The organism is Microcoleus sp. MOSTC5, assembly GCF_036701825.1.
Taxonomy (GTDB): Bacteria; Cyanobacteriota; Cyanobacteriia; order Cyanobacteriales; family Microcoleaceae; genus Microcoleus; species Microcoleus asticus.
Window position 1 is genome coordinate 1 of sequence record NZ_JAUBRK010000072.1, and the last position, 18,784, is coordinate 18,784.

General features: G+C 45.8%; 10 protein-coding genes. 2 read left to right on the forward strand and 8 right to left on the reverse strand.

Translation table 11 applies throughout. The annotated features are described in order from the left end of the window. Positions 1 to 80: 80 nt before the first annotated feature. The 4 genes from QUA54_RS28785 to QUA54_RS28800 form a co-directional block, all read right to left on the reverse strand. Positions 81 to 1,331 carry an alpha/beta hydrolase gene (locus QUA54_RS28785; protein ID WP_333417846.1) on the reverse strand — a complete coding sequence of 417 codons (1,251 nt, stop codon included), beginning with the start codon at positions 1,329 to 1,331 and terminating at the stop codon, positions 81 to 83. A 623-nt stretch (positions 1,332 to 1,954) separates the two neighbouring features. Further along, positions 1,955 to 3,757: a serine hydrolase gene (locus QUA54_RS28790; protein WP_333417848.1), complete on the reverse strand. Its 1,803-nt coding sequence runs from the start codon at positions 3,755 to 3,757 to the stop codon at positions 1,955 to 1,957. Positions 3,758 to 3,828: 71 nt separating this feature from the next. Then, the gene (locus QUA54_RS28795) at positions 3,829 to 4,563 is read right to left on the reverse strand and encodes a calcium-binding protein (protein ID WP_333417850.1); all 735 of its coding nucleotides are present in this window, start codon (positions 4,561 to 4,563) and stop codon (positions 3,829 to 3,831) included. A gap of 347 nt (positions 4,564 to 4,910) precedes the next feature. Next, a complete protein-coding gene (locus QUA54_RS28800) occupies positions 4,911 to 9,059 on the reverse strand; it encodes a Calx-beta domain-containing protein (protein ID WP_333417852.1) in 4,149 nt (1,382 codons plus the stop codon). 288 nt (positions 9,060 to 9,347) lie between these two features. Here QUA54_RS28800 and QUA54_RS28805 point away from each other — a divergent pair, with 288 nt between their 5' ends. Further along, complete coding sequence (locus QUA54_RS28805; RefSeq protein ID WP_333417854.1) at positions 9,348 to 10,700, forward strand: AAA-like domain-containing protein; 1,353 nt, start codon at positions 9,348 to 9,350, stop codon at positions 10,698 to 10,700. Positions 10,701 to 10,765: 65 nt separating this feature from the next. On the opposite strand, the gene QUA54_RS28810 is transcribed toward QUA54_RS28805, so the two are convergent. The 4 genes from QUA54_RS28810 to QUA54_RS28825 form a co-directional block, all read right to left on the reverse strand. Beyond that, on the reverse strand, positions 10,766 to 11,581 hold the full coding sequence (locus QUA54_RS28810; protein WP_333417855.1) for a hypothetical protein: 816 nt from the start codon (positions 11,579 to 11,581) through the stop codon (positions 10,766 to 10,768). Positions 11,582 to 11,774: 193 nt separating this feature from the next. Then, the gene (locus QUA54_RS28815; RefSeq protein ID WP_333417857.1) at positions 11,775 to 12,542 is read right to left on the reverse strand and encodes a calcium-binding protein; all 768 of its coding nucleotides are present in this window, start codon (positions 12,540 to 12,542) and stop codon (positions 11,775 to 11,777) included. Positions 12,543 to 12,724: 182 nt separating this feature from the next. Next, complete coding sequence (locus tag QUA54_RS28820) at positions 12,725 to 13,741, reverse strand: calcium-binding protein (protein WP_333417859.1); 1,017 nt, start codon at positions 13,739 to 13,741, stop codon at positions 12,725 to 12,727. A 59-nt stretch (positions 13,742 to 13,800) separates the two neighbouring features. Continuing rightward, positions 13,801 to 14,553, reverse strand: a complete 753-nt coding sequence (locus QUA54_RS28825) for a calcium-binding protein (protein ID WP_333417861.1) — start codon at positions 14,551 to 14,553, stop codon at positions 13,801 to 13,803. A 304-nt stretch (positions 14,554 to 14,857) separates the two neighbouring features. Here QUA54_RS28825 and QUA54_RS28830 point away from each other — a divergent pair, with 304 nt between their 5' ends. Then, complete coding sequence (locus QUA54_RS28830; protein WP_333417863.1) at positions 14,858 to 18,658, forward strand: WD40 domain-containing protein; 3,801 nt, start codon at positions 14,858 to 14,860, stop codon at positions 18,656 to 18,658. The last annotated feature ends 126 nt before the right edge of the window (positions 18,659 to 18,784 follow it).

An 18,784-nucleotide genomic window follows, 5' to 3' on the forward strand; every position in this document is an offset into this window, starting at 1 on the left:
GTTTTAGGTCAGGGAGTTTTTTCATTCCTTTATCTAATGTCTATCTCGTTCTCTTGTCAAGGGGGTTGAGCAATTACCTTTTATTTAACTCGTTGGTAATCGGAAGACTTCAGAGCATCAGCCAAAAAGCGTTCTGTGTAGTACAAAGCCAGTTGATTGCTCGGCCCATTAAAAACTGCATCAAAGGCGTGTTCAGCCCAAGGAATTTCCAGCAAAATAGCCCGATCGCCCGTGGCTCGCAATCGTTCGTAGAGCGATCGACCAAACTTAGGTTGAACGATATGGTCGCGACCTGCATAAACCAGTAGAGAAGGGGGAAGATTCGGTTTTATATAATTTATGGGAGAAGCCCGACGGTAAAGCTCGTTGAGTTCGTCTGGCGTTCCTCCCAGAAAAGCACGCAAGACGGCTCGAACATTTATAGCATCAGGAAAAGGTGGGTCATTGTATCCCCGGATCAGGTCATTTGGCCCGTAATAGTTCACCACTGCTCGAACTGGAAGCACACTAGAATTATAAGCAGTTAGCATTGCTAAATGGGCACCTGCCGATCTTCCCATCAGAGCAATCCGATCGAGATCGAGTTCCCAATCAGCAGCATGAGTCTTGATATAGGAAAGAGCGGCTTGTACGTCCTCAATCTGAGCAGGAAATCTATACTTAGGAGCGTGGCGGTAAGCAATTGCAACCACACAATAGCCTTGAGCGGCCATATAACGGCTGAATTCCTCATTGGAAGCGGCATTGCCTCTCTGCCAAGCTCCCCCGTAGAGCGTGATAATCGCCGGATATTTGCCAATTTGCATCGGCCGGTAAAGGTTTAGTTGCAGTGAAACTCCGTCAGGGTTGGCAAATCCAATAGCCCGATCGATCCTAACGTCTCTAATCGGAATTCCTCGGAACGCATCTGCGAGGATAAACGGTTGAGGGCGTAGCTGCGCGCGATCAGCTTGAGGAACGGCTGCTAAATAGTTTTCCCCTAGAACAGCTTGCACTTGGGTAGCTATGGCTGCATTGGCTGCTGGGAACTGAATCAGGGGAAGCAGGCCCAGGATTAGGGCGAACAGGTTACAAATTGACAAAATAATGTAGACTTTGCCTTGATGCCGTCGGAGCAGGTTCAGCATAAGGGCGATCGTATTGATACCGACCAACCAAGGACTGATTTCGGGTGCTCCCACCGCCAAAGGGTACAGTAACATCGTGGGTGCTGGTAGGATGACCCACAGACTGAGAAATAGTGCGATCGGACTCAGGAACCAAGGGATAAATTGCGAGACTAAGAACACTGCTAATAAGGGTAACTTTTTGCGGTTATTCTTGTGGATCATCGGATTTTCGCAGCCTAATTTTTAATGAGTTTAAACTAATACCATTGTCCTAAAATAGGCTACAATGAGAGTGAGAATTTAACAAATATTGCCTCAAAGTAGATTACCAAAAAGCATTAATTTAACACCTAAGCCGTTGAAATTAATTTAATTGCCTTGCACCATAAACAGGATAAATCTTTCGGAAACGAGTTCTTACATCACTATGGCATAAATTTTGAGAATTGGAAGTACATTTTAGATTAAAGCATTAGCTATAGCAAGCCTCGCATCATTGGTGAATTTCTTACTCCCTCCCCTTGGCAAGGGGAGGGTTGGGGTGGGGCAAAAATTTACGACTCCTGCAAGGATTGCTATATGACTGATGACTATCGGGTTTGAACCTTTTCTAGAATTGCATTTTTTTGAAACTGGTAAGCTAAGGCGCATCTAATTTTTATAGTCAAGTGTGATGAAATTATTGTGCGTATCTGGCCCGCCCTAAAATACAAGTTAGATGCCGACAGCTTATCAACAGGGCTAATTCTGTTGAATTAGGTGGAGCAACTTATAATCTGCGTCAAGAGCTTTTTTAGCGGTTAAAATGAATAGTATACATTGCCTAAACTACAGCACTATAACTTTTATTTTTCAACCGCACGAGGTGCAACGAGATTCCAATTTACCTGAGAAACACCGTACAAAATAAAATTATTCAACATTCCGTAAGCATTCCCGCAATTGTAGCTTTTAGCCTCAACACATTTGCGATCGGCATTCTGATTGACAGCCACAAAAATATCAACTCCATCCGGCAACACACCCGCATACATCTTTAAATTAGCAAAATCATCAAGGATGCGACCGTTATCATCAACCGGCGGCAATTTCCACTCTTTCGGATTGTTATTTCCCCCTAACTGGATTGCCCAAGCATGAGTACCTTCTAGCGCTCCGTTGTGGGCAGTATATCGATTCCAAACCTTATTTCGCTTTTCTCCGATGCGCGGGTTATTCTCATAACCGCCCACCCAATATTCTGACATAAATTTGAGAAAAACTTCAGATTCCGCAGCCAGCGAACCAGTACCGGGACTCAAATCAGTGTTTCTGCTGCTAAACGGAACTTGGCTTAAATTCCAAGACCAATTTATTCTCCCCAGCTTCGGATTTAGCCAAGTAGCAAAATCGCAGAAGCTACCCTTCCAGATGCAGTGCGGTCGCTTCAAATCCCATCCTTGACCATAGTAGTTTTTCCCGTTCCAATGCCGTTTTTTCGGCTCGCGATCGCCAATATTTTCTACTTCTTGGCTCATGAAAATTCCCCGGTCAGCCGCAGTAGGAATTCCTAACTCTGTTTTGAAGAAAACCTCCAAAGCCGAACCTTGATGAGTTGCTGGTTTACCCATTTTAGCAGCATAGCTGCCAGAAGCCACCAACTGCTGCAAAATAATCGTAGGAAATGCGGGACTGGTATTGGAATAGTGATATTGACCGAGAGGATACTGAAGGCATCGCCCTGCCAAAACCTGCATAGTTTCTGTTAAAGTAGGACTCGGCAAAAAATAGCCGGCGCTAGCAGAAATGCCTAGTTGATTTTTTGCTGAAATGACAGATTTGCTGCCCCATTCGCTGACAAGTCGCTGTTCTTGTGATTGGAAATCGGCTGCTGTTTTCAGATTGCGAAGCACTGACAAATTTGCAATTATATCTTGACCGTATCTGGGCGCGCTCCGCTGAAGTCCCGATCGGTGCGACAAAAAATGTCCGAGGGTGACGTTTTGCCACTGTTTGTCTGCAAATCCTGTGTTGAGATTGGCACAGTTTTTGTCTTTCACGGGAACCGGAAATTTTACTTTTCCCGAAAATACGGCGTGCATTTTTTCAGGGATAATCGCTACTGGATATTGTTTGTTCAAACCGGGAATTAGCGGCGGATAATGCTGCGGGTCGAACAATTTCATCCCTTCAATTTGGTCGTCACTCAGTTCTAAACCGGCCCGATCGCGCGCCGTCTGTTTAAGCGCCCAGCGTACCATTGCAAAGGTAACAGGCTTGCTGATACTGCCCATACGCATGGGGGTATCTGCTGCGACTGGGGGAGCCAGAGGAGCCTGCATATCGTCGCCGCAAGCCGGGTTCCAGTTATTAGTAGGTCTGCCTTTCATGCGCCCGAAACCCCACACACCGACGGGTTTACCTTTAACAGAAACACCGAGTACGGCCGCACCGACGCAGCGGTGGCGCATGAATTCTGTTAACGATTGCAAAATCGGCTGGAGTTGCGCGTCGCCGCTACCGCTAACGGGGATATTTTCTTGCGCTAAAGCTGTGTTGTTGTTGGACTCTGAAAGCTTTCCCAAGCCTGCTATGAGGATAGCTGAAATCAAGGTCAAAGTTGTGCAGACAAGTCTGTTGATTTTTTGGCTATGATTCGCAATTTTCATGATAACAAACTCCAGATTTAAAAAAGTAGGGCGGTGCTCTGCTGACCGCCCTGTGACAGCGATAATTAAGGCTATTGAGGGATAGGAGGTGCCGATAAGAATACTTGATTTGGGTTGACATTAGTTAAGTTTGTGCTTTGTACAACGCCAATCAAATTATCCTGGTAGAAGATACCAGTATCTTGAACATTGTTGCCGTTCCAATCGCCAGTTTTGAGGGAATAGCCGTCCGCTAAATTACCTTTAATTTGGATTTTATCTTGACCTAAACTAAAATCCGTAATAGTAGCATGGCCAGTTCCCAGGTAGTAAACGTTATTAACGTTGCCGAGTACAAAGGTGTCTGTTCCCGCGCCGCCGGCGAGAGAATCGGATTCGCTACCTGCGCCTATACCGTTACCAGCCCCAGAAAAATTAGCACCGTCAAGATAATCGCTGCCGTCGCCGCCGATGAGATAATCTTTGCCGCTTCCTCCGAATAGATAATCGTTGTGCAACCCTCCCGATAGGGTATCTTTACCGCTGCCTCCGTATAGGAAATCTTCGCCAGCTTCGCCGTATAATTTATCGTTGCCGGCATCGCCATTTAACTTGTCGCTGCCGAAGCCGCCGTAGAGGATGTCATCTCCGCCGCTGCCGAACAATTTATCGTTGCCTTGATAGCCGTAGATTGTATCATTTGCAATCTGAATTTGACCTTGACCGTCGATCGTCCAATCCTCTCCAACTAAGGATTTGTGGAATTGACCGTTGCCGTTGACAGTGTTGTTGTCGTCGAATTGAGTACCGTTGATAACTGATGACATTTTTGTTGCTCCTTGTTGTTGTGGACTTGGTGCAATAGCAATTGCGACCCAAGCAATTTGTTCTATGTAAACCAGTTTGTTCTCAAATCGAGTGAGCGACAATGGGAATAAAATCAGGTAATTTAAAAGCCTAAAAAAAGGTGTTTGGCAACGATATATCCGAAAAAATCAGGTCCTCAAAATATTAAAGTTGGAAAAAGTCAGGTTGGCGATCGTAATTTTTAGGTCAGGACTTACGCACTCTCACCAAAGAAACCTGGTTTTTTACCGAATCTGCGGGTCACAACCTGCGTATTTTCGTAAAAAAACCAGGTTTCTGAACCCCCAAGCGCAACTACAAACAAATTTTAATATCCTAGTTGTGTAAGTCCTGATACGTTATTGAGAGTAGCTAAAATTTGACCTGTTGCTGTCAAGCGGATTAAGGTGTCGCTGTTGGCTTGAGTAATTGACAGTTGAGAGGCAGTCAAACCTCTACTAAGGGCGATCGCATCTTTTCCGGGTTCAAAATCTCGAATGATATCCATCCCTGAATCTGCCCCAAGCAGAAAACGATCGTTCCCACTTCCTCCAATTAAAAAATTATCTCCCAAATCGCCGCTTAAAAAGTCGTCTCCCGCTCCCCCAAATATCGTATCATTGTCATTTCCTCCCCAAATCGTATCATTTCCTTCACAGCCATCAAGTAGGTCGTTATTTTTATCACCCAGCAAGTAATCGTTGCCACCGCCACCACAGGCAGTATCGTCACCTAAATTTCCCAACAGAGTATCGTTGCCTTCACTGCCTAAAATTAAATCTCTATCCTTACCTCCCAATAAGAAATCGTTTCCTTTGCCTCCATCCAAAAAATCGGAGTCTTCGTTGCCGTAAATGAAGTCGCTATCTTCTCCGCCATTTAGCGAATCTTCTCCTCGATTTCCCAATAATCTATCTCTTCCTTCATTACCAAGAATAATGTCTTGATTCGGGCCACCAAAAAGCAAGTCCTCTTCCGTTCCACCAGAGATAAAGTCGTTGCCTTTGTTACCGTTTAAAAAGTCATTTCCTTCGCCGCTAAACAGGTTATCGTTACCTTCTTTGGCCTGGAAATAATCCTCGCTGCTGCTGCCGTCGAATGTCTCATTGCTAGCAGTACCTGTGAGGGGTAGATCGATCGCACTATTGACAACTACCTTTTCTACAGGATTGGGTTGGTTGAGATTGGGGAGGGATAGAGATTTACAGGGGCAATCTTCTGTCGGAATTTCTGTCGGTGTCGGAGTTGCTGTGGGAATCTCTACAGGAATTTCTGTCGGAACTTCTGTGGGAATTGCCGTTGGTGTTGGCGTTTCTGTCGGAATTGGTGTCGGAGTTGCTGTTGGCGTTTCTGTCGGAATTGGTGTTTCTGCCGGAATTTCTGTCGGAGTCGGAGTTGGTGTTGGCGTTTCTGCCGGAATTTCTGTCGGAGTCGGAGTTGGTGTTGGCGTTTCTGCCGGAATTTCTGTCGGAGTCGGAGTTTCTGGGGGAATTTGTGGGGGAATTTCTGTCGGAATTGGTGTCGGCGTTTGTGTCGGAGTTGGTGTTTGTGTCGGAGTTTCTGTCGGAGTTTCTGTCGGAGTTTCTGTCGGAGTTGGCGTTGGTGTCGGCGTTTCTGTCGGAGTTGGTGTTGGTGTTGGCGTTGGTGTCGGCGTTTCTGTTGGTGTTGGCGTTGGTGTCGGCGTTTCTGTCGGCGTTTCTGTCGGAGTTGGTGTTGGTGTCGGCGTTTCTGTCGGAATTGGTGTCGGAGTTGGCGTTGGTGTCGGCGTTTCTGTCGGAGTTGGTGTTTCTGTCGGAGTTTCTGTCGGAGTTTCTGTCGGAGTTGGTGTTGGTGTCGGCGTTTCTATCGGCGTTTCTGTCGGAGTTGGCGTTGGCGTTTCTGTTGGAGTTTCTGTCGGAGTTGGTGTCGGTGTAGGGGTTTCTGTCGGCGTTGGTGTCGGAGTTGGAGTGGGATTAGAGTCATCACTATCATCATTGACAATAATGCCCGTACTTTGGTTGGCGGCGGGATCGATGGTGGCGTTGGTGGCGTTGTTGAGGGTAACGCTGAAAGTTTCATTCGCCTCAAATTTGTTGTCGCCGTTAACAATTACAGCGATCGTTTTTGTTAGCGCTTCTGACGAATTAAAGATGAGATTACCGTCATTATCTTCGTAGTCGAGATCGCCCGTAGTAGCAGTACCATCATCTGTCTTGTAGTTAACAGTAATCGGCAAACCAGAAGCATTGGAGAGGCTAACGGTGTAGTTGTAGGCAGTGGTGCCTGTATTGCCTTCAGGTTGGTTAATTGTGGCGGGGGTGATGCTGACCGTTGGAGGGTTATCGTTATCTGCAATTGTCAAAACAGCATTGTTGTATCGATCGCCAACTGTAGCATTTCCCGTTGGATTAGTTAGAGATAAATTAACCGTTTCGTCAGCTTCGTCGATCGCGTCATCGGCGATCGGAATAGTAACAATTTTTGGTGTCGTATCGCCGGCGGCAAAGTTAATTGCGATCGGCGTATTGGTGTAGTCAGCAGCAACAGCAGTACCATCCGTCAGCGTCAGCGTTGCCCCAACTGCACCTTTGTTACCACCGATGCGATTGACGCTAATTGCAGTACCGACAACTGTGCCGTTTTCATTCACCGTGTAAGCGGGATTGCTAAATTGCAGTAAGCCGGGGGAAGGTTGAGAAAATTCCGAAGTATCGTTAGTTGTTAAGTTAGTAGCAGTAGTGACGATCGCCCCTGTTGCAGTTAAAGGCGGCGATGTAAAATTAGCATTGCCAGCAGCATCAGTCGTGACATTAACAAAGTTGAGATAAGTTTGTCCTTCGCCGTTACCGCTGGGATCTAAGACAATATTGTCAAAAAATTCGACGCGGAAAGTCGTATTGGGAATGCTGTTGAGAGTGCCGCTAAGCGTAATGTTGCCGTTGCTAGCAGTTGCCGAGGTTAACACCGGGAAATTTTGCAAGCCGTTTCCGCCTGTATCCCCGTCTCCCAAGTCGTTTGGGGTAACGCCGTCGGTAGTTAAGCCATCGGCATCGTTATCGAGATCGATGCCTAAACCATTATTAGAAAAGATAGAATTGCCTAAAATTGCCAAACCTTTGCCACCAGTAACTTGAATGCCGCTGCTACCGCTAAATGCGATCGTATTTCCTTCCCCTGCTGCGGTGCCGCCGATGCGGTTATTCACACCTGTATCTTGAGCTATGACGTTGCTGTACAAAGTATTGGGTAAAGGAGTGCTGCCGTCAGCTTGCGTGCCGATATAATTGCCGATAACGCGGTTGCCAGTTACCTGGTTGCTAAGCAATAACACGCCCATTTGATTGCCGGAAATGACATTGCGTTCTTGCGGTGTCGTGCCACCGATGATGTTGCTTTCGCCAACACCGATAAGGACGCCGATCGGATTTCCCAAAGCGGCAGTACCGCTGATATTTGTGCCGATATAGTTGCCGACAACTCGGTTTGTCGCAGGTGCAGGGGTTGGACTAAGCGCTTGTAGATCGGTTGAACCCTGCGCTTGTAGAAAAGCAATACCCGCAAACTGGCTGCCAGAAATGATATTGCGTTCTTGAGGCGTCGTTCCGCCGATAATATTGTTAGAAGCGCTGCCAATAACGATGCCATAGATACCGTTTCCTAGCGCTACATTACCCGTGATATCAGTGCCGATGAGGTTGCCGACAACTCGATTTTGATTGGCAGTTGGACCAGCTATCACAATTCCAATGCTGTCACTACCTGCATTATTGCCAGAAATCAGGTTGTCCTGAATCAGGTTTTCAGGCGCATTCTTGATGCTGATGCCAACATTGTTGCCGATCGCAACAGTACCAGTAACATCAGTGCCAATGCGATTGCCGATTATTTGGTTGTTGCGCGCAGCAATGCCGGAAATCTCGATGCCGGTGCCGGCAACACGGGGAAGAATAGTGGTATTGCCGAAGATTAAGTTGCCCTCGATCCGATTATCTGGAACGCCATCAATCCTGATCCCTCTGCTGGCGGTATCGCTGGCGATGTGGTTGCTGAGGATCTCGTTGCCGCCATTGGTTTGCAAGCGGATGGCTGCCGAGTAAAATCTGTTGATCGCTAAACCTTGCACCGTACTGTTCCCAGCAGTGATATCAAGTCCGACCATCTCAAATCCGGGGAGGTTGCCGCTGAGTTCCACCAGTGGCAAATCGTTATAGCCCGCGCCGCCTTGACTCCAACCATCGACGGTCACTGGATCGGATATGGGCGGCAGTGCGGATAGAGGCTGAATTAATTGCTGAGAACCGATCGCCCCGATATTAAAGGCGATCGTGTCGCGATCGGCCGCAGTACCCAATGTACCGTTAATCTGTGCTTGTTCTGCCACTGTCAAAGCAGGAACATTCAGAGTGCCATTGGCAACCAGAATTGCCTCTCTGAGGGTGAGGACGGCATTCCTGATATTCGAGTCATCTGTGCTATTAACGGTAATGGTAGCAGCCATAATTTTTCTCCTTATACCCTGGTGTTTGCGAGGTTCGGCTATTGTTGGTGAGGCGATCGATAATTGCGATCGAGCTCGGCAATCAACTTGCTTCTAAACCAGTTTATTTTCTAAGAACAAAAGCGACCAGGGGAGTAAAATCAGGTGTTTCAACAAGGATTGACAGTAAAAACTCAGGTTAAATGAGTTAAAATAGGGAAAAGTCAGGGTAACTTTCCAGTGCAGGAACAACTGCTCTCTTGCAAGCATCTGCATACTTACGTATATGGGTACTTACCCGTCAATCCCATGAACTCAGAATTAGAATTCTCTTGGAGCAAAACCAAAGAATCTGCCGATCGTATTTTTGCTCAAAACACCGGCAAACATCTCAGCGACATCGAAATGAAAGTCCTTCAAGGTTCCTGGGAAGGAAAAAGTTACGATGAAATCGCCAAAACTTACGGCTACAGTGCTGAATACCTCAATAAAGATGTCGGCAATAAATTGTGGCACAAGCTTTCAGAAGCCTTAGCAGAAAAAATTACGAAGAAAAATTTTAAAGAAGCTCTGAGGAGATTTGCATCGCAAGAGTCCACTCCATATATTAACACCAACCTGCTCTTACAACCACTGACTGCGGCAAATTTGCAGTTTCCCGAAGGCTCGGTATCATTAGATTCTCCTTTTTATGTGGAGCGTTGCAACATTGAATCTTTGTGCTGCGAGACAGTTGTGAAACCCGGTTCGCTGATTCGGATTAAAGCACCGGAGATGATGGGCAAAACTTCACTGATGAATCGAATTTTAGCTGGCGCTGTTCGGGAAAACTATCACGCAGTTTATCTTGATTTGAGCGCTGCCGACCGAGGAATATTAACAAATCTTGATAAGTTTCTGCGCTGGTTGTGCTTGATGGTCAGCCGACAGTTAAAGTTAGAAAACAAGTTAAACGAGTATTGGGATACGGATATTTTGGGCAGCAACGATAACTGTACGGTTTACTTTGAAGAGTATTTGCTGGCAGAAACATCAGCGCCTCTGGTTTTGGGCTTGGATGAAGTCGATCGCATATTTCCCTACACCGAAGTAGTTGAAGATTTTCTGGGGATGCTGCGAAGCTGGCACGAAAAAGCCAAGATTTCCGATATCTGGAAAAAACTGCGGTTGGTAATGGCGCATTCTACCGAGGTTTATATTCCTTTAGATATGAATCAATCTCCGTTTAATGCGGGGGTGCCTGTTGAGTTGCTGGAGTTTGAGAGACCGCAAATTCACGATTTAGCTCGCTTGCACGGCTTGGAGTGGGATGAGGGGCAGTTGCGAGAGTTAATAAGTGCGATCGGCGGACATCCTTATTTAGTAAGATTGGCAATGTATGAGATTAGTTGTGGCAAAATCTCATTAACTCAGTTATTAAAAAATGCGGCATCAGAATCTGGAATTTACAGCAGTCATTTGCGAAAACATTTGGAAATACTGCAACACAATCCCGAATTAGCTTTGGCTTTGAAAAAAGTTGTTAATTCGGCCGAACCAGTTGAATTAGATTCAATGCAAATTTACAAATTGCACAGCATGGGAATTGTGCGGCGGCAAAACAATTATGTCATGCCGCGTTGCAATTTGTACCGCGAGTATTTCTGCCGTGTTTTAGGTTGAAAAGTACAGCGGGAATTGCAAGGCGCATCAGCTTAACGTTAAACATAACATCAGGATACCGTCAACTAAGATTTTGACAGTTTTCGATAAGTAAAAGTACCTTGGACACCTCTTAAGAATAAGATGAGAAAAATCCATGATATAATCCCTGGAAATCTTTTTATTTCGATTATAATCCAAGCTTGATTGAAGGCAAAATAAACCAGCATGAGTACAGCAGCGATTCGGCTTTTTTTATAAATACCAAATGATAGACCAAACATCAGACAAACATCTATAAGTGCTGATGCGTCTATCAAGCCCATAAAGTTGTATCCTGCTAAGGATAAGAGTACAAAAATCAGAGTGAGAGTACCGGATATTATTCCTGCTTGCCACGCTAATTTAATTTGAGCTTCGGCTTCCTTTAACCGATAAGTAGGGGTATTTCGTTCATTTAACCGCTTCACAAGTGGGTTTTTTGTACCCGCATATTTTGAAACCAACTGTTCAAAATTAGACATATCATTGAGAAACAAGGGCAACCATAAGTCTTTTGATAGTTTAGTCGTGGATATTAAGATAAACTTTAATCCCGATGTCCAAAATCCACTATAAAACCTTGCACCACGAATGGTTGACCATTCTACCAAATAAAACTTTCCCCAAAAATTAGTACATTTTATTCCGCGAGAATTGACAGACACCCTAGAATAAAAAACCAAAGCAGTAGTAATAGCAAAGTTTAGTAGTAAAACAAAAAATATGGAATAAATTCCCACCCCTTTATTCCAAACGCCAGGTACAAACAACGATGCAATCCAACTCAAAGGTGCAAAACCTATAAAAAGGATAAATGATGCCAAAAGAGAGTATCTAAAGTAGGTAGTTTGCGAGTTCATTTTGCGCTCTCCTTGATAATTTACAGTTCAGATAACTTGACAAAATAACAGTTGCATTTTCCCGATCGTTGATTTGGGTGCTGACAATGATACGAAAGTATCCACCACACAGCGTCAATAAAAGACTCGGGCGATCGCCCTCAGTTCATTGTAGACTGAAAGAGCGATCGCCCTGTCTCAATTAGGCAATTAATTAGCTAGCGGTGAGGAACACCTGATTTTGGTTGAAATTGGTAATATTTTGGTCTTGCACAACACCAATCAAATCACCCTTATAGAAGATTCCAGTGTCTTGGGCATTGCTACCTTCCCAGTTGCCAAGCCCAAGGGAGTAATCATAATTGAAAAGGCCTTTGATTTGGATTTTATCGGTTTGAGCTAAACTAAAGTCCGTAATTGTGGCGTAGCCATTTCCGAGGTAGTAAACGCTATTTGCGTCACCCAACACGAAGGTATCCTTTCCAATGTCACCCGTGAGGGTGTCGAATTCATTTTGCCCAAAGCCGTAACCAGTAAGTTGATCGTTACCGCTTCCGCCTAAGAGAATGTCGTTGCCCGTACCGCCAAGTAAAGCATCGTCTAAAGTACCGCCAATCAGCAGATCGTTACCAAGGCCGCCAACTAGATAATCGTAGCCAACGCCGCCATATAAAGTGTCATTACCAGCCCCACCATCGAGAACGTCGTTGTTAAACCCACCATCTAGATAGTCATGTCCACCAAGACCCGACAATATGTCGTTTCCTGCATAGCCAGAGATTGAGTCATCTGCATTAGTTCCAACTAGCTTTGGTTTGTCGATACCATCGTCATTGAAGTTGGTGCCATTAATAATTGCCATTTCAGTTGCTCCTTGTTGTTCAAAATTAGGACGTAGAGATTGAGCGATTTGTGCGATCGCTACTACATTGTTCGGAATCGTTGAAACTTGATTGATTCGCTCTGTTCTTTTTGAGGGCAAGCTCTCAGCCCCGTGAGAAACTCAGTCTCTGGAAAAAACAGAGTTTCTTAGAATTCATTCGCGCTCTTGGGGGTCGATTTCTAGTTCCAGGCTTTATGTTTGCCAATAGAATGCCTGGTTTTAGCAATCCACTCAGTCATCACCCCCAACTCCTACAGCGCCTCCAAATCCCACAACTAAGCCTAAAGTGGAGGGTTGATGATAGGGGCAGAAACCAAGTTTGTTTGGTTAAGCTCGACGTTTTGCACAACAGCAATCAAATCATTTTGGTACAAGATATTAGTGTTGCTGCCAGATTTCACCAGCGAGTAATCCTGCGTACTGCCAGCAACCTGGATTTTATCGCCTTGTAATGAGTTAAAGTCTGTAATTGTGGCGTGGCCATTTCCTAGGTAGTAACCGATGGTGGAGTAACCGAGTACGAATGTGTCCCCTAGAGTGCCACCAGTGAGAATGTCGAATTCCGTGCTGTTGCCGTAACCATCAAGGTAATCTTTACCGCTTCCGCCTAAAAGAATGTCATTGCCAGTGCCGCCATAGAGATTGTCATCATCCCAGCCGCCTACGAGACTGTCATTATTGGCTCCACCAAATAGATAGTCATTTCCCAAGTCGCCGATGAGAGTGTCATTTCCGGCTTCACCATACAGATTGTCATTACCACCTGCACCACCAATATAGTCATTACCAGCTTCACCATTGATATGGTTGCCAACGGCATTACCTGTGATGGTGTTGTTGAGGGCATTGCCGTAGCCTTCATATGCGTTGCCGATCAGCTTCAGGTTCTCCTGATTCTCGCCTAGCCTGTAGCCCAGCGGAAATGTGACTGAAGAGATAACGGTGTCGATGCCTTGATTAAAGTTCTCGGTAACTTTGTCATTCTGGCTATCCACAATGTAGGTGTCATTGTCTGCGCCACCAAACATATCGTCGCTACCTGGGCCACCATCTAGATAGTCATTTCCACCAAGACCCGACAATATGTCATTTCCTGCATAGCCATAGATTGAGTCATCTTCATTAGTTCCAACTAGCTTTGGTTTATCGATATCGTTGTCATTGAAGTTGGTGCCCTTAATAGTTGCCATTTCTGTTACTTCTTGTTGTTCAAAATGAGGAGGTAGAGATTGAGCGCTCTGTGCGATCGCTACTACATTGCTCGGAATCGTTAAAACTTGATTTATTCCCTCTGCCATAACTTTTGTAGCGCCGTCAAATACTACGGCTAAGTTGAACCAGGCAGAGGGTTATCAGCTTAGCCAGGAAACGGATCGCCAAGGATGAAGTCCGTTGCTTTGACATTGGTGATGTCTTGCAACACACCAATTTCATCATTTCCGAACAATATCTTAGTATCTAGAGCAGCGTTGCCGTACCCGAAGTCTCCAGACACCAGAGTGTATTTATCTAGAGTCTCAAAGAGTGCGATTTTATCGCCTTCTAATGAGTTAAAGTCTGTAATTAAGGCGAAACCAGATCCGGTGTAGAAATTGTAGTATGATTGCGCGCCCAGCACGAACTTGTCCGCGTCAGCGCCGCCTGTGAGGGCGTCAAATTCGGTGCCGTTGCTGAAACCGTTAAGGTAATCATTGCCACTACCGCCTATGAGAATGTCGTTGCCAGCCTCGCCATACAATTTGTCGTTGCCACTGCCGCCATTTAGGTAGTCGTAGCCAGTGCCGCCATCCAGGTAGTCGTTTCCAGTCTCGCCGTACAAGTTGTCGTGGCCAATGCCACCGTCGAGAGTGTCGTTGTTATTGAAGTTGGCGCCGCCGTTGCTGCCATCACCGCCGTAGATGTTATCGTTACCGCTGTCGCCGGATAAGAGATCGCTCCCTCCACGACCGTAAATGATGTCATTGCCTCCAAGTCCGTAGATTTCATCATTGCCAAGCGTTAATACTGGCCCATTGAATTGCTGATCGGTTCCCACTAATGATTTGTGGAACAAATTGTCGCCGTTGACAGTATTGTTGTCATTGAATTGAGTACCGTAGATAGTTGCCATTTCAGTTGTTCCTTTGTATTTCAAATTAATTGATTTATTTAGAAGTAATGCTGGCACTTGGTATTTGTTTGCTGCACTTTTCACTTCCTGTTATCAGTTTCTTGCTAAAACTCCTGAACCGCAAGGGTGATAAAATCAGGTATTATAGGAACTAATAAATAGCTTCAGGCTCTGAATTTATAGGGAAAAATCAGGTGCAGCCTGATAAAGCATCATAAAAATCCGCAAAAGTCAGGTTTTTTGGTAAATATCTAAATAGTCATGTTAGCTATCGTAGAATCAAATCTAGATTTTAGTGCAGGCAATGATGAAAGAATCTCCAGTTAGTTATGAATATCAAATTGGCGGGAGTCTCCCAGCAGATGCGTCGAGTTACGTGACGCGCCAAGCAGACTTGGACTTTTACGAAAGTTTGAAAGCGGGTGAGTTTTGTTACGTTTTGAATTCGAGGCAAATGGGCAAATCTAGTTTGCGGGTGCGGGCGATGCAAAAATTGCAAGCTGAAGGTACTATTTGCGCTTTTATCGATTTAACTGGGATTGGTAAGGAAGATGTAACTCCCGAAAAGTGGTATGCAGGCATTGTCAATTCTTTGGTCAGTAGCTGTCAGCTAGGTAATAAAATTAATTGGCGGAATTGGTGGCGCGAACGCCGGGATTTGTTATCTCCCGTGCAGCGGTTTAGTTTGTTTATCGAAGAAGTTATTTTAGTTGAAATTTGCCAAAATATAGTTATTTTTATTGACGAGATCGATCGAGTATTGAGCATGAATTTTTCAGCTGATGAGTTTTTTGCTCTGATTCGCTGGTTTTACAATCAAAGAGTTGATAATTCTTTATACCGCAGGCTGACTTTTGCGCTGTTGGGGGTGGCGACGCCTTCGGATTTGATTGCTGATAAAACTCAAACTCCTTTTAATATTGGTAAGGCGATAAATTTACGCGGTTTTCAGATTGATGAAGTGCAGCCTTTAATTGATGGTTGGCAGGGGCAAGTTGGCAATCCAGAAAGTGCGATCGCAGATATTTTGGATTGGACGGGGGGACAACCTTTTTTGACGCAAAAGCTATGCAAGTTGGTGCAGGAAAAGGAGTTGAAGAAAGTTAACCGCAGAGGCGCAGAGGGCGTTGAGAAAGACAGGCAGGATGCCTGTTCCACCCCCACAGACACGCATCCTGACTGTTGCGCCCCCACAGACAGGCAGGATGCCTGTTCCACACAGGAGGAGGGAGTTGAGAGGTTGGTGAAGTTGCAGATTGTGGAGAATTGGGAGTCTCAGGATGAGCCTGAACATTTGAAAACTATTCGCGATCGCCTGTTGAGAAATCAGCAAAAAGCGGGGCAGTTATTGGGGCTTTACCAGCAGGTTTTGCAATCCGCGAACCCCCCCCAATCCCCCCTTAGCAAGGGGGGGCTAAATGCTGCTATTTCACCCCTGAAAGAGGAAGAAATAGCCACTCTTGCTCCCCCCCTTAGCAAGGGGGGACTGGGGGGGGTTATTGCTGATGGCAGTCCCGAACAAACGGAATTGCGACTGTCAGGTTTAGTGGTGCAACAGCACGGAAAATTAAAAGTTTATAACCAAATTTATGCCGAAATTTTCAATCTTGAATGGGTGGAAAAACAGTTAGGAAAGCTGCGACCTTATTCGGAAAATTTTAATGCTTGGAATGCTGCCAATTTTGAGGATAATTCGCGGCTGCTGCGGGGTCAGGCACTGCAAGAAGCTTTGGAATGGGCAAAATATCAAAGTTTAAGCCATTTGGATTACCGCTTTTTAGCAGCGGCTCAGGATTTGGAAAAGCGAGAAGTTGAATTGGCTTTTGCACTGCAAGCTGAGGAAAGTCAAATATTGGCACAAGCTAATCAAACTTTAAGTCTGGCTCAGGATCAAGCTAAAACAGAGTTAACGTTAGCTAAAAAACAAGCTAGAAGGATAATTGCGATCGGTTCGACAATTTTAGGGATATCTTTAGCAGCAGCTATCGCCGTACAATTGCAAGTAATTAAAGCCGATCGGGAACTTGCAGAAACCAAAATAGTCCTCGAAAGTTTGTCGTCAAAGACAACTTTAGCCTCAAACCCTTTTCCAGCACTGATCGAAGCACTGCTTGCAGCACATAAACTTAAAAAATTAGAGGCATTCAGTCCGGCAAAATCCGAAACTAAGATGCAAGTATCGATCGCCCTCCAACAAGCACTTTACAGCATCCGAGAGCGCGATCGGCTCCTCGGCCACCAAGCTGCCGTCAAAAATGTCGTTTTCTCGCCCGATGGCAAAATCCTCGCATCCGCTAGCGAAGACGATACTGTCAAACTCTGGAACCCAGACGGCATCTTACTCAGAACCCTCACCGGACACGGCGACAACATTTGGACTGTCAGTTTCTCACCTGACGGCAAGACGATCGCATCTGCTAGCGAGGATGCTACTATCAAACTCTGGAACCTCGAAAACGGCACAGAAATTAGAACCCTTACAGGGCATAGGGGCTGGGTGAGAGGAGTCAGTTTTGCTCCCGACGGATTGGCGATCGCATCTTCGGGTTCCGACGGCACTGTCAAACTCTGGAATCCAGCAGACGGCACTTTGCTCCAAACCTTTACTGGGCATAGAGGCTGGGCAACGAGCGTCACTTTTTCGCCCGACGGGTTGACGATCGCATCTTCGGGTAGCGATCGCACTGTCAAACTCTGGAATCCAGCAGACGGAACCGAAATCGCCACGCTGAAAGGCCATACCAACGCTGTCAGAAGTGTCAGTTTCTCCGACGACGGCAAAACCCTAGCATCCGCTAGCGAAGACGGTTTAGTCAAGCTGTGGGATGTCGAAAACCTGACTCTCCTCAAAACCCTGCAAGCCGATAGCAGGGAAGTCTGGAGCGTCAAATTCAGTCCTCGGGGCAGCAACACCCCAACTCTGGCTACCGCTAGCGAAGACGGCACCGTCAAATTGTGGAATTTATCGCAGTTAGGAAACATCGAGCCGCAAACGCTCAAAGGACACAGCGGCAGGGTTTCCAGCCTTAGTTTCAGTCCCGACGGCCGCACTTTGGCAACGGCAGGTACCGATCGCACGGTACGACTCTGGAACCTCACCGGCATCGAGCCGAAAGTTCTAGAAAGCCACCGCCGTCAGGTTTTGAGTGCGAGTTTCTCGCCAGACGGCAAAACAGTTGCCTCCGGTAGCAGCGATCGCACTGTTAAATTGTGGAATGCACAAAACGGCAGCGAAATCAAAACTTTTATAGGACATCAAGGTGCTGTCACCAGCGTCAGTTTCGCCCCTGACGGCAAAATTTTAGCATCCGCAGGAAGCGATCGAACTATTAAATTGTGGAACCTAGAAACTGGCACCGAAATCAAAACTCTTTCAGGACATCAGAGGGGAATTGACAGCGTTGTTTTTAGTCCCGACGGTAAAATCTTAGCATCAGCAGGAGTCGATAAAACTGTTAAATTGTGGCATCTAGAAAGCGGTGCCCAAATCAAAAATTTTACAGGACATCTCGAAAGAGTTAGAAGTGTCACATTCAGTCCCGATGGCAAAACTTTAGCATCCGCAGGGAACGATCGCACAATCTATTTCTGGGCTTTAAACAATTTAGAATCTACCCCAAGAAGGATTTTAAGAGCGCATAACAGCCGAATTACCAGCCTCCGTTTCAGTCCCGACGGCAAAATTTTAGCATCTGCTTGCGATGACAGCACCATTAAATTGTGGAATGCAGAAACCGGCACCGAACTCAAAACTATTCAAGCACACGGAACTTGGGTAAAAAGCATTAGTTTCAGTCCCGACGGCAAAACGATCGCATCTGCAAGTTTCGATCGCACAATTAAACTGTGGAATGTAGCAGACGGCCAAACGGGATCGGAGGCGCGGCCCCTACAAACTTTTGAGGGACATAGCGATCGAGTTAATGACGTTAACATCAGTCCCGACGGCAAAACTCTTGTTTCTGCCAGCGATGATTCTACTTTAAGAATCTGGAATTTGGAACTTGATGTAGATAGTTTAATGAAACTAAGTTGCCAATGGCTGAGCAATTATATTGCTAATCATCCCGAAGAAAAAGCGCTCGCAGAAATCTGCAATCCTTAAAAAACAGGACTTACACAACTGGCACATTAAACAAAGGTATGTTGTTGCGCTTCAGCGCTCTTTGATATCCTAAGAGCGCTGAAGCGCAACAACATACCTAAAAGTCTTGTGACTGTTGCGTAAGTC

Excerpts from the sequence above, each read along its gene's own strand:
- QUA54_RS28785 (WP_333417846.1), bottom strand. The coding sequence starts at position 1,331 with ATGATCCACAAGAATAACCGCAAAAAGTTACCCTTATTAGCAGTGTTC.
- QUA54_RS28790 (WP_333417848.1), bottom strand. The coding sequence starts at position 3,757 with ATGAAAATTGCGAATCATAGCCAAAAAATCAACAGACTTGTCTGCACA.
- QUA54_RS28795 (WP_333417850.1), bottom strand. The coding sequence starts at position 4,563 with ATGTCATCAGTTATCAACGGTACTCAATTCGACGACAACAACACTGTC.
- QUA54_RS28800 (WP_333417852.1), bottom strand. The coding sequence starts at position 9,059 with ATGGCTGCTACCATTACCGTTAATAGCACAGATGACTCGAATATCAGG.
- QUA54_RS28805 (WP_333417854.1), top strand. The coding sequence starts at position 9,348 with ATGAACTCAGAATTAGAATTCTCTTGGAGCAAAACCAAAGAATCTGCC.
- QUA54_RS28810 (WP_333417855.1), bottom strand. The coding sequence starts at position 11,581 with ATGAACTCGCAAACTACCTACTTTAGATACTCTCTTTTGGCATCATTT.
- QUA54_RS28820 (WP_333417859.1), bottom strand. The coding sequence starts at position 13,741 with ATGGCAGAGGGAATAAATCAAGTTTTAACGATTCCGAGCAATGTAGTA.
- QUA54_RS28825 (WP_333417861.1), bottom strand. The coding sequence starts at position 14,553 with ATGGCAACTATCTACGGTACTCAATTCAATGACAACAATACTGTCAAC.
- QUA54_RS28830 (WP_333417863.1), top strand. The coding sequence starts at position 14,858 with ATGATGAAAGAATCTCCAGTTAGTTATGAATATCAAATTGGCGGGAGT.